Origin of the sequence: uncultured Mycobacterium sp. (genome assembly GCF_964249325.1) — a bacterium.
In the GTDB taxonomy this organism is placed as follows: Bacteria; Actinomycetota; Actinomycetes; order Mycobacteriales; family Mycobacteriaceae; genus Mycobacterium.
In genome coordinates this window covers 1-11,877 of sequence record NZ_CAXUCH010000131.1, presented here as the reverse complement: position 1 = coordinate 11,877, position 11,877 = coordinate 1, and the positions used below count along the sequence as shown (strand labels likewise).

Here is an 11,877-nt window from a genome sequence, read left to right as displayed (position 1 = left end):
CACATCCTCACCATCAACGCCGCCATCATGCTCACCCTGAGTGCCGGTCAACACACCACGGGATACGGCAAAGCTGCAGATAAAAGCAGAGAAAAGACGCCTTCGCGATTTGCCAGGGACGGTCTCCTCGAAATTTATCTCGGAAATCCATCCGGGTTATGTTTGAGCACGCCGCGGATCGGTTATGGGACTTTGCGTGCGGTGATAGCTCGGCTATGGCTGTGCGCACCGCTCGAACAAAAGACTCGAGTCGCATCGAGAGGAGATAGCGTGAAGTTCACCAAGACTGCCGTTAAAGCGGCGATCGGAGCTGCTGCAATAGCAACTGCCACCGTTTTCACTGCTGCAACGGCTGCTGCCGTCAATCCCACCGTGCAGAAGTTTGGCACGACCGAACAGCTGGTCGACGGCCCGCTGGTTACCGCGTACACCGTCAACAACCTGCAGCCGAGCGATGTCACGATTCCGGGCTACACCCCGGCCGGGCAGCTCTGGCAGGCCGACGTGACCGCCGCGGCGCAGAGCGGAACCGTCACGCCGCTCGTCGCGGACTTCAATGCCCGGGCGGCCAACGGCCAGAACTACCGGGTGATCATTCCGCCGCAGCCGGCGCCAAACGGCCTCCCGGATGCACCGCTCGCACAAGGCCAGCAGGCCAGCGGGAAGCTCTACTTCGACGTGACCGGCGCTCAACCTAACGGCGTCGTCTACAACGACGGAGTCGAAGACGTGCTGATCTGGACCACCAACGCCTAAGGGGTTCACACAGCTGACATTTGCCTCCCCGCGTCGATAGACGCGGGGAGGTTTCGTTTTGGCGCGTCCAGTGACTGCGTTGTGTTCTCGTGGAAGTGGGTACCAGACGGGTATGGACGCAATTCGATCATCGGCCTGAAGAAGTGCGTGAACAAGGGTGCCGATCGTCCCCATCGCGACCGTCGGGGGTGCCGACGCCATGCCAGTGCTGATTCGCGGTGACCGGCTATCGCGAACAATGTGGCTAGACCGAGTATTGCGGCTCAAGGTATTTCCGCTGGCGATCTCGTTGCCGTGGGGAATCGCCCCAGCGGCGTTGCCGCAGCTGCCGCTGCGGGCCAAGATCCGCACGCGGTTCATGCCCGCCGTCGAACTGGACCACGACCCGGCGCGTGCCGACGACGAAGAGTACGTCGTCCGCAAGTACCACGAGGTCCAGGACCGTATTCAGCGAGGCATGGATGCTTTGGCGCGCAAACGGGCGTTGCCGCTATTCGGATGACGCTTCGGCGTGGCAGGCAAAGCCGATTGCGGACCTGTCAGAGCCGAGTTGCTACGGCTTGTCTGGTGGCGTCAGCCGCTCGGGTGGCTCTGGTGTTCAGCAGCGTGTCGCCGCTCGAACCCGTTGCCGTTGCTGTTCGATGTGGCCCTCTTTGGAGACGACTCGCAGGCGCGCCGCCATCCGGTCGTATTCGGATTGCGGACCGAGCGCGAAGCCGTCTGTCGTTGGTGTCATGTCGACGTACGAACCTTGCATACCTCCAAGCCATCCGGACGTGTCATAAAACGGCGCGCCGCTCACCACAACGTCATGCACCCGGTTTCCGGTGTCCAGGATGCGGTGGCGCGAACTAAAGGGACGCGGCGTGCGACGCACGGCACGCAAAGTCCCGGCGACGTGAGCGAGATCATCGGGATGAACGTGGGACAGCACCAGCTCCGTTCCTGGTGACACTGTTCCGGGTCGATAACCGTGCATCTGCTCGACCTGCGGTGACCACACCCACCGGGCGTCGTCGAAATGGAAGCAGAACCAGCCGAGATGCTCTGACCATCCGCCGGTGAGCGGTTGCGTCCAGTCGGTCTCTACGACGCTGTGCTGTAATCGCATAAAGCTCGTTGGTGTGTCCATGATGACCTCGTATCACATCGGTATGACACGCCACATTGCGATGAGGGATCCACTCGGCGTGAAAACTGAGCGCGGCTGCATCGCCGCAGAACCTGCTACTTTCTTAGCGGCCGGTTGATGGGCACCCGTTTGCCTGGCGTTCTGTCGTCACCAGAATGTTTTTGCCGGTACGTGCCCAACCACAAAGCAATTGAACAACGCGATTGTGAACCGATCATGAACCGACACGGTGACTTTCGCCACACGCGCCGATGGACCCCCCTGCATAGTCGACAGGCCCGGTCCGTTCCCAGACCGGGCCTGTCCTTTCGATCGAGCTATTATTCCTGCTGCGATTGCTGCTTCTTCTCTGCTGACTCCGCACCACCGCGGGCCGCTTCGGCTTGCGCCTCCTTCTTGGCTGCGTCGCGCTGAGCCTCGGCCTTCTCCTGCTGGGCATGGCCCTCACGAGCCAGCTGGTCTTGGCCGGCGATGTTCCCGACCGCTTCCTTGGCCTTGCCCTTGACGTCTTCGACGACGCCGCGCACGCCCTCTGCGGGTCCGCTCTTGTCCTTGTCTTCCGCCATGGAGTTCCTCCTCGTTGGCTGCTATCACTGAGCCCTGCGGCTCAGCACCGATCGGATATCGGCGCCGCGAGGCCATGTCTTCAGCTCATGGATCTCCCCGCCGCGTGTCGCCGGATTCCCACGCCGCCGAAGCCTCAAACATGCGCTTTGCACCCAAGCATCCGGCGGGGCCTTATCGACGGCGTATGGCCTGGTGAAACGCGGCAAAGCCGGAATTGTGACGCTGGCCACCGTGCCGGCCCGCCGGTCGGCGAGTTTGGTGGCGACCACGTCGGGTATGTGCGAGCACATGATGACGTCGCTGTGGTTGTCCCAAAGACGCGAACACGTGCTGTCACCAGAGCACCTCGACTCGCAGATGCGCTCCGCTGACGTGACGGTGGTCGGCGCCGGCATCACCGGCCTGATCACCGCCGTGCTGCTCGCGAGGGCCGGCAAGGACGTGCTCGTGCTGGAAGCTCGCAGTCCCGGCGCGGTGACCACCGGCAATACCACCGGGAAAGTCAGCCTGCTTCAGGGCACCTCGTTGACCAAGATCGTGGCCCGCCACGGCGCCGACATCGCCCGCGACTACGTACGAGGCAGTCGGGAGGGCCAAGAATGGCTACTGCGCTATTGCGAGGACAACAACGTTGCGGTGCAGCGCGAAGCTGACTACACCTACGCCCAGTCCGCCAAAGAGGTGCCGTCGGCGCGCGCTGAGCTGACGGCCTGCCGGCTTGCCGGCCTGGACGTCGAGTGGGACGACGATGCCGATGTCCCTTTCCCGTTCCACGGCGGTGTGCGGTTGGATCATCAGGCCCAGTTCGATCCAATGCCGTTGCTGGACAGCCTGATCGGAGAGCTCACCAGTCGTGGCGGCAGGCTGGTCGAAAATGCCCGCGTCCGCGGGTTGTCACATCACGGCGACGGGGTGCGGCTTAAAGTGCGGACCAACCAGGGGGAGGTGGACGTCGATGCCGGGCAGTGTGTGCTGGCCACCGGCATCCCGATCCTGGATCGAGGCGGATTCTTCGCCAGGCTCAAACCCAGCAGGTCCTACGCCTTCGCGTTCCACGTTCCCGGTGAGATCACGCGGCCGATGTTCATCTCCGCCGGTTCGCCAACGAGATCAGTGCGTTATGCCCCGGTGGCGGATGGAGAGCGGCTCATCGTCGCGGGCGCAGGACACACCGTGGGACGCAAGAGTCCCACTGCCGAGTTGGACGAGTTGTCGTCATGGGCGCAGACGCATTTTCCGGGTGCGGTTGTGACGAATCAGTGGTCGGCACAGGACTACACGCCCGTCGACCGCTTACCGTATGTCGGCCCGATTTTGCCGGGCAATGACAAGACCTTTGTGGCAACCGGATTCAACAAGTGGGGCCTGACCGGGGGCACGGCCGCAGCGCTTATTCTCAGCGGACGCATCCTGGGCGGGCGGATGGACTGGGCGCGCGCATTCTCGGCGTGGAGCCCACACGAGCTCACCGGCATCACCACGGCCGTACAGGCCAATCTGGAGGTCGGCTTCCATATGGCGAAAGGCTGGCTGACGCCGGCCATCCGACGTGGTGCGCCAAGCGAGGGCGGTGTGGTGAGTGGTCCGCCGTGGCATCTGCAAGCACGTTGCACGGTCGACGGTGTGCAGCACCGGCTTTCACCGGTGTGCCCGCATTTAGGCGGCATCGTGGCATGGAACGACGCCAGCAAATCGTGGGAGTGCCCCTTGCACGGCTCACGATTCGCGCCTGACGGCACGTTGCTGGAGGGCCCGGCCACCCGTGGGCTGACGGCCTCGTCGTAACGCTCGCTGGGCGCCCGGTGCCCGGTCAATGGCCCCGGCGCGCGCCTCATCAGGCGGCCCAGGTGAGGCACAAACTGCGTAAACGCGCATTTCAGAGCAGTGTTATTTGGGCAACCGGCAACGCTCAACGTGGGCAATGTTTGGCCGCCAAAGAGTCAGGGAAGTACTTCCCGCATGCCGACCGCGACGGCGAGAAGCGTTTTGCTCTGGCATGTCCACGGTTCGTGGACCGAGGCTTTCGTGCGGGGCCGCCACCGGTATATCGTTCCCGTCAACGCTGGCCAGGATGCCGATGGTCGGGGACTGTGCGGCCGAGGCTGGCCGCAGGCCCGCGAAGTAGCGATCGATCGGCTGGCCGATGAGCCCATCGATGTCGCGGTGTTACAACGTCCCGACGAGCTCGAGCTGATGGCGAGATGGTCAGGTCGACGCCCGGGTGTCGACGTCCCAACGGTTTACGTCGAACACAATGCGCCGCGACCGTCGCCGGCCGAAAGCCGGCACCCGGTCGCCGATCGCACTGATATCACCCTGGTGCACGTCACCGACTTCAACCGGCTGATGTGGGACAACGGTGTTGCGCCGACCGCGGTCATCACCCACGGCATCGTCGATCCCGGCGACCTGTACACCGGCGAGCTGGCGGCCGCCGCGACCATGATCAACGAGCCGGTCCGGCGGTGCCGTGTGGTCGGCACCGATTTGCTGGCGCCGCTGTCGGCCGACGTTCCGATCGACGTGTGGGGAATGGGCACGCTAGAGCTGGCTGCCGCGGGCTGGGGTCCACGTGTTCGCGGCTGGGGCGACGTGTTGCCACCGGCTCTGCACCAGGAGGTGGCACGCCGGCGGGTGTACCTGCACACCGCGCGGTGGACGTCGCTGGGGCTCTCGCTGCTGGAGGCGATGCATCTCGGGATGCCCGTCGTTGCGGTGGGATCGACCATGGTTCCGCTCGCCGTGCCGAGTGAGGCGGGTGTGGTCAGCGCCGATGTCGACACGCTGGCCGAGGCGCTGCGGCGCTACGTCGCGGATCCCGAGGCGGCGCGCGCTGCCGGAAAGTCGGCGCGCCAGTTCGCATTACACCACTTCGGCCTCGACCGGTTTCTGCACGACTGGGACCAGCTCATCGAGGGTGCGTGCGCATGAGTTCACCGGACAACCACCTAAGCGCCCCACCGAGGAAGGCAAGCCGCATGAGGATCGCCATGGTCTCCGAACACGCGAGCCCCCTGGCGGCGCTGGGCGGCGTCGACGCCGGCGGCCAGAACGTGCATGTCGCCGAGCTGTCGGCCGCGATGGCGCGGCGCGGGCACGAGGTGCTCGTCTATACCCGCCGGGACAGCCCCGACCTGCCGGAACGGGTCCAGACCAACGACGGCTACACCGTGGTCCACGTGCCGGCCGGACCGCCTCAGATGCTGCCCAAGGACGAATTGCTCGAGCACATGCCGGCCTTCGGCCGGTTCCTGGCCGACCAGTGGCGCGACGAGCCGCCCGACGTCGCCCACGCGCATTTCTGGATGTCCGGCATCGCCACCCTGCGGGCGGCCCGCCGGCGCCGCGCGCCGACGGTCCAGACCTTCCACGCGCTCGGCGTCGTCAAACGGCGCCATCAAGGTGCGCAGGACACCAGCCCGCCGGCGCGGTTGCGGCTGGAGCAATCGGTGGCGCGCCGGGTCGATTGGGTGACGGCCACCTGCACCGACGAGGTGTTCGAGCTGGTGCGACTGGGACGCCCGCGCTCACGGATCTCGGTGATTCCCTGCGGCGTCGATCTGGCCCGGTTCTGCCCGGAAGGTCCCCGGGCCCCCCACACCGGGCCGCGGCGCATCGTGTCGGTGGGCCGGCTGGTACCGCGGAAGGGCTTCGACATCTTGATCCGGGCGATGACCGTGGTCCCGGATGCCGAGCTGCGCATCGTCGGCGGCCCCGACGCGAGCGGCTTGGCCGCTGATCCCGAAGCGCAGCGGCTAGCCGCGCTGGCCGCCGAGCTGGGTGTCTCCGACCGGGTCCGGTTGTGCGGATCGGTGTCGCGCACCCAGATGCCTGCGGTGCTGCGCTGGGCTGATGTGGTGGCCTGCACGCCGTGGTATGAGCCGTTCGGCATCGTTCCCGTGGAGGCGATGGCGTGCGGCGTGCCGGTGCTGGCCGCCGCGGTGGGCGGGATGCTCGACACCGTGGTCGACGGTATGACTGGTGCGCTGGTTCCGCCGAGAGACCCGAAGGCCTGCGCCAGGGCGCTCAACTCGATGCTGGCTGACCCGGCGCGCCTTGCCGACTGGGGCGCCGCCGGACGGCGCCGGGCGGAGTCCCGTTATTCATGGGACCGGATCGCCGCCGACACCTTGAAGGTGTACCAGCGGGTGCTGCCGGCGCAGCGGCCCGCAACGGTCACCGCTCACGGATAGGCGTTAGCTGCCGAGCAGACGCAAAATCCCCAGTTTTCCGGTCGAAATGGGCGATTTTGCGTCTGCTCGCGCGGTCGACGTTGCCAGCAGCTGGAGCTGCCTTTCTAACTCCGGCGGCAGCGCGCGGCGGTTGCGCAGCGCGGCAGGCAGCCGTGCCAGCGCCTCTCCCGCCGCGCGCACGTACGCGGCGTCACGGGTGGCTGCGCGTAGCAATGTCGCGCCGGTCGCCAGGCAAACCGGCATTGGTCGCCGCATGCACGAAGTCAAGAAATCATTGCGCAGCACCCGTGCTCGCTGCGCCGCAGGAGCCGAGCGCCTCGGCGACGGCCGGTGGAAGGCCACCATGCGGTCGCAGTAGCACAGCTGCCAGCCTGCCGCCGCCAAATCCACTGCGAGCAACTGCTCTTCGCCGCGGAAATGCAGCACCGGAGAAAAGCCGCCCACCGATTCGAATGCGGTCTTGCGGACCATCGCGGCACACGACTGGAATCCCAGGATCGACGGGCCGGGCAGCCCATCGACGTGGCCTAGTGCGCTGCCCGCCAGCTCGTCGCAAAACGGGTCGGTTCGACCACCCGGCTCGACCACGGTGCGCGCTGCCAGCACTGCCAATTCGGGGTGCCGGTCGAACTCGTTCTCGCCGATCGCTATCGCGCCGGGCTGCCACCACGAGTCGTCGTCGCAGAACGCGACATAGGGGGTGTGGCAGGCGGCGACCCCGATATTGCGGGCCACCGCCCCGCGGTTGCTGTTCAACGCCAGCAACACCACGCGACCGGGATAGCGGCCGGAAAGCTCGGCGGTGATGTCACGAGTGTCATCGTGAGAGTCGTTGTCCACCAAAATGATTGGACACTGTGTGGTGTCCAGCAGCCGGGTCAGCGTCTGGGCCAGATCCTCGGCGCGGTCCCTGGTCGCGATGACGAACGAGGTGCGCGGCGCTTGACCCATGCCGGGAAGCTACCCCGGCCGGGCGGGCGGAAAACGTTTGCCGGATGGTGGTGCGGGTATCCGCGTCGGGTGCGTCAGCTAAGTCGCGTCCTGGTCACCGGCGGAGCCGGTTTTCTCGGCACCCACTTGTGCGACTGGCTGCTGCGGGCCGGCGCACGGGTGGTGTGCGTCGACGACCTGTGCACCAGCGCCGCGGCCAACGTCACCGACCTGCAGGGTTGGCCCGGGCTGGATTTCGTCGAACACGACATCACCGAGCCGCCGACCGACCAACGGCTGTGGGGACCGTTCGATGTGGTGTTCCACCTGGCCTCACCGGCGTCACCGCCGGACTACCTGCGGCTGCCGGTGCAGACCCTTCAGGTCGGTTCGCAGGGCACCACGGTGGCCCTCGATATCGCCGAGCGGTGCGGGGCCCGATTCGTGCTGGCGTCCACCAGTGAGGTCTACGGCGATCCGCTGGCCCATCCCCAGGCTGAAACCTATTGGGGCAACGTCAATCCGATCGGCCCGCGCAGCGTCTACGACGAGGCCAAGCGGTTCGCCGAGGCGCTCGTCTTCGCTCACCGCCGCTCACGGGGCGCCGACGTGGCAGTGGCCCGCATCTTCAATACCTACGGTCCGCGGATGCGCCCCGACGACGGCCGGATGGTTCCTACGTTCTGCCGCCAGGCGCTACTCAACGAGCCGATCACGGTCGCGGGCAGCGGCCACCAGACGCGCTCGCTCTGTCATGTCGACGACACGGTGGCGGCGCTACTGGCGCTGGCCACCAGCGAGATCACCGGTCCGGTGAATATCGGCAACCCGATCGAGCTCACCGTGCTGCGGGTTGCCGAGCTGATCCGGGCCCAGGCCGGCAGCACATCCCCGATCCACTACGTGCCGGCGGCACAAGACGATCCGCAGCGGCGCTGCCCGGATATCCGGGTGGCACGCGAGCAACTCGGATGGGAACCGAACGTCGGCGCCGAAGAGGGTCTGGCCGAAACCGTCGACTGGTTCCGCACCCAAATCGTGCCTCCGGTCGCTGTTTAGCACTCGTTTATTGGGGAGAAGTGTGGGTACCGCTTACGAGAAGGTAACCACACATATGCCACTCAAGCAGCGAGGGGGAGACTCTTGCGAATTCTCGGCGTCAACGCGGTCTTCCACGATCCGGCGGCGGCGCTCATCGTCGATGGACAGATCGTCGCCGCCGCGGAGGAAGAGCGGTTCTCCCGACGCAAGCACGGCAAGCAAGCGGTCGCGTTTTCCACCTGGGAACTGCCCACCGCGGCAGCGAGATGGTGCCTGCAGCAGGGCGGCATCACCGCCGCGGACCTCGACGCCGTCGGCTACTCCTATGATCCGGCGCTAGCCGAGGTGCCCGGCGGCGTGCTGGACGGCCAGGACCGCGACTGGGAACACCTCCGCACCCTGTATGCGCGCCGCGCGCCGCAATTTTTGTCGACCGCATTGCCTGGTCTGGACCCTGGCATCGTGCGCCATGTCCGCCACCATGTCGCGCACGCGGCCTCGGCTTCGCTGGCCTCCCCGCAGCCCGACAGCGCGGTGCTCGTCGTCGACGGCCGCGGTGAAGCCACCTCGATGCTGGCCGGCGAATACCGCGATGGAAAACTCGATATCCTTGCCTCCCAACGACTTCCGCATTCGCTGGGCCTGCTGTATGAAAGCCTGACCGAGCATCTGGGCTTCAAGCGGTCCAGCGACGAGTACAAAGTAATGGCGATGGCTTCCTACGGGAAGCCCACCTACGCCGAGCGCCTGCGCGAACTGGTGTATGCCTGCGGCGACGGTACGTTTCGCACCGAGCCGGTCGACTGGACCGCGTTCGCCCCGCCACGGGATCCCGCCGAGACCGCGCTCGATCCGGCGCATGCGGATCTGGCGTGCAGCGTGCAGCGCGTGCTCGAGGAGGTGTTGCTCGAGCTGGTCTCGTGGCTGGCCGGCCGGACCAACTCGGACACCCTGTGCCTGGCCGGTGGGGTGGCGCTGAACTGCGTGGCCAACACCGCGCTGTTCGACCACGGCGGCTTCCGCGACATTTGGGTACAGCCGGCGTCCGGAGACGCCGGCACCGCGCTCGGTGCGGCGCTGGCGCTGGCCGCCGAGCACCGCGAGCCGATCGTCCCGATGCCCTCGGCATCGCTGGGCCGCGGCTGGTCCGACGACGAGGTGGCCGCGGTGCTGCATGACGCCGACATCCACTACGAGCGTCCCGCGGATGTCGCAGTCGCGGTGGCCGATGTGCTGGCCGACAACCTGCTGGTCGGGTGGTTCCAGGGCCGCTCGGAATTCGGGCCGAGAGCCCTGGGCAATAGGTCGCTGTTGGCCGATCCCCGCGATCCGGCCAACGTGGAGCGGCTCAACCGGGTCAAGGGGCGCGAGCAGTTTCGGCCGGTCGCACCGATGGTGCTGGCCGACCATGCGCCGCAGATCTTTTCGCGCGGACCGTTGCCCAGCCCGTACATGCTTTTCGTCCACGACGTGGCCGAGGATTGGCGGGCGCGTATTCCCGCGGCCACCCACGTCGACGGCACGGCCCGGATCCAAACTGTCGACACCGACCAGCCGCTGCTGCACCGCATGATCGTCGAGTTCGCCGCGAAAAGCGGTGTGCCGTTAGTAGTCAACACCAGCTTCAACACCGCGGGGCGCCCGATGGTCGATAGCCCGCGGGATGCCCTGGAGTGCTTCGGCAGTGCACCGCTGGACGTTTTGGCGCTGGGCCCGTTCATGATCAGGCGGCACCATCAATGAGTGTCAGCTACGCCGTGGTGATCCCGACGATCGGTCGCCCGTCGTTGGGGCGGCTGATTGCCGCCCTGGACGCCGCGGTCGGCCCACCACCTGCGGCTGTGGTCGTGGTTGACGACCGGCGCTCTCCGTCGCAACCGTTGGAACTGCCGGCCACCGAACTGCCGGTCACCGTGGTGCGCTCCGGTGGCCGCGGCCCCGCGGCGGCCCGCAACGTCGGCTGGCGACACAGCACCGCCGAGTGGATTTGCTATCTCGACGACGACGTGGTGCCCGGCCCCAACTGGTGCGCCCAACTGATAGGCGACCTGAACGGGGCCGCCGACTCCGTGATGGGGTCGCAGGGCACCATCACCGTGCCGGCGCCGAGGGGGCGACGCCCGACCGACGACGAGCGGCGCACGCTCAGGCTGGCTAACGCGCGATGGATCACCGCCGATATGGCCTACCGGCGCTCGGCGCTGGTGCGCTGCGGCGGCTTTGACGAACGCTTTCCCCGCGCCTACCGCGAAGACGCCGACATTGCGCTGCGCGTGACCCGGGCCGGGGGACGGATCACCCAGGGGGCACGGGAAACCGAGCACCCGGTGACGCCGGCTCTGCCCTCGGTGTGGAGCAGCGTGCGCGCACAGCGCGGCAATCGCGACGACGCGCTGATGCGTCGCAAGCACGGCCGAAACTGGCGAACCGCGATCGGTGAGGGCCGCGGCCGGCTGCCGATCCATCTGCTGACCACCGGCTCGGCCCTGGTCGCGGTGGCGGGGGCGTTAGCACGGCTGCGCCGGGTGGCCAGCGTCGGCGCGTTGTGCTGGCTAGGGCTGACCGTCGAGTTCGCGCTGCGCCGCATTGCCACCGGCCCGCGCACCGCCCGCGAGGCGGCCGCCATGGCGGCATCGAGTGTGCTCATCCCGCTGGTCGCGGTTGGCCAAAGAGCATGGGGGACAGTCGTTTTCCGCAACGCTACACCGGAGCCGCCGTTGGCGGTCCTGCTCGACCGCGACGACACGCTGATCAAAGACGGGCCGTATCTCAACGATCCCGACGGCGTGGTGCCGATGCCGACCGCGCGGCGGGCCTTGGGACGGCTGCGCAAGCACGGTCTGCTGTTGGCCGTGGTGACCAACCAGTCCGGGGTGGCCAAAGGACTGATCAGCCGCGAACAACTGGCCGCGGTGAACGCCAGGGTGGAGGAAGTATTCGGCCCTTTCGACAGCTGGCAGATCTGTGTCCACGACAATGGGTGTGCGTGCCGAAAGCCGCAGCCGGGCATGGTAATTGCGGCTGCCGCCGCGCTCGGCGTGCGCCCCGACCGGTGCGTGATGATCGGCGACACCGGCGGCGACGTCGCGGCCGCGCGCGCCGCGCAAGCGAAGGCGATCCTCGTGCCCACCCAGCGAACGCGGCGGTCGGAGATCATCGACGCCCACGCCAACGCTTACGTCGCCAACTCGCTCAACGAGGCGGTGTCGCTGGTCCTCAAGGGGTTGCGCTGATGTCAACCGCCATGGTGGCCAGGCT

10 protein-coding genes and 1 pseudogene are annotated in these 11,877 nt (G+C 66.9%); 8 read left to right on the top strand and 3 right to left on the bottom strand.

Annotated elements, in window-relative coordinates; translation table 11 throughout:
* Positions 1-270: 270 nt before the first annotated feature.
* Both ACFE99_RS16120 and ACFE99_RS16115 read left to right on the top strand, forming a co-directional pair.
* Positions 271-756, top strand: a complete 486-nt coding sequence (locus tag ACFE99_RS16120) for an MPT63 family protein (protein ID WP_375487000.1) — start codon at positions 271-273, stop codon at positions 754-756.
* Between the two features lie 157 nt (positions 757-913).
* Positions 914-1,258, top strand: a pseudogene (locus ACFE99_RS16115) (glycerol acyltransferase); the annotation flags it as partial.
* A gap of 96 nt (positions 1,259-1,354) precedes the next feature.
* On the opposite strand, the gene ACFE99_RS16110 reads toward ACFE99_RS16115, so the two are convergent.
* Both ACFE99_RS16110 and ACFE99_RS16105 read right to left on the bottom strand, forming a co-directional pair.
* Positions 1,355-1,888: a PAS domain-containing protein gene (locus tag ACFE99_RS16110; RefSeq protein ID WP_375486996.1), complete on the bottom strand. Its 534-nt coding sequence runs from the start codon at positions 1,886-1,888 to the stop codon at positions 1,355-1,357.
* A gap of 320 nt (positions 1,889-2,208) precedes the next feature.
* Positions 2,209-2,454 carry a CsbD family protein gene (locus tag ACFE99_RS16105; RefSeq protein ID WP_375486994.1) on the bottom strand — a complete coding sequence of 82 codons (246 nt, stop codon included), beginning with the start codon at positions 2,452-2,454 and terminating at the stop codon, positions 2,209-2,211.
* A 292-nt stretch (positions 2,455-2,746) separates the two neighbouring features.
* Between ACFE99_RS16105 and ACFE99_RS16100 the strand changes: the two genes are divergently transcribed.
* From ACFE99_RS16100 to ACFE99_RS16090, 3 genes are all read left to right on the top strand, one after another.
* Positions 2,747-4,240, top strand: coding sequence for an FAD-dependent oxidoreductase (locus ACFE99_RS16100; protein WP_375486998.1), 1,494 nt, complete (start codon positions 2,747-2,749; stop codon positions 4,238-4,240).
* A gap of 174 nt (positions 4,241-4,414) precedes the next feature.
* Positions 4,415-5,386 carry a glycosyltransferase gene (locus tag ACFE99_RS16095; protein WP_375486992.1) on the top strand — a complete coding sequence of 324 codons (972 nt, stop codon included), beginning with the start codon at positions 4,415-4,417 and terminating at the stop codon, positions 5,384-5,386.
* A gap of 47 nt (positions 5,387-5,433) precedes the next feature.
* A complete protein-coding gene (locus ACFE99_RS16090) occupies positions 5,434-6,648 on the top strand; it encodes a glycosyltransferase (protein ID WP_375486990.1) in 1,215 nt (404 codons plus the stop codon).
* A gap of 3 nt (positions 6,649-6,651) precedes the next feature.
* Here the strand turns inward: ACFE99_RS16090 and ACFE99_RS16085 are convergent, their stop codons facing one another.
* Positions 6,652-7,599 (bottom strand): glycosyltransferase family 2 protein, encoded by a 948-nt coding sequence (locus ACFE99_RS16085; protein ID WP_375486988.1) that lies wholly within the window; start codon positions 7,597-7,599, stop codon positions 6,652-6,654.
* Positions 7,600-7,668: 69 nt separating this feature from the next.
* Between ACFE99_RS16085 and ACFE99_RS16080 the strand changes: the two genes are divergently transcribed.
* The 3 genes from ACFE99_RS16080 (at position 7,669) to ACFE99_RS16070 (ending at position 11,852) form a co-directional block, all read left to right on the top strand.
* Complete coding sequence (locus ACFE99_RS16080) at positions 7,669-8,637, top strand: UDP-glucuronic acid decarboxylase family protein (protein WP_375486986.1); 969 nt, start codon at positions 7,669-7,671, stop codon at positions 8,635-8,637.
* 84 nt (positions 8,638-8,721) lie between these two features.
* A complete protein-coding gene (locus tag ACFE99_RS16075; protein WP_375486984.1) occupies positions 8,722-10,362 on the top strand; it encodes a carbamoyltransferase in 1,641 nt (546 codons plus the stop codon).
* Positions 10,359-11,852: an HAD-IIIA family hydrolase gene (locus ACFE99_RS16070; protein WP_375486982.1), complete on the top strand. Its 1,494-nt coding sequence runs from the start codon at positions 10,359-10,361 to the stop codon at positions 11,850-11,852. The genes ACFE99_RS16075 and ACFE99_RS16070 overlap by 4 nt, the downstream gene beginning before the upstream one ends.
* Positions 11,853-11,877: the final 25 nt, after the last annotated feature.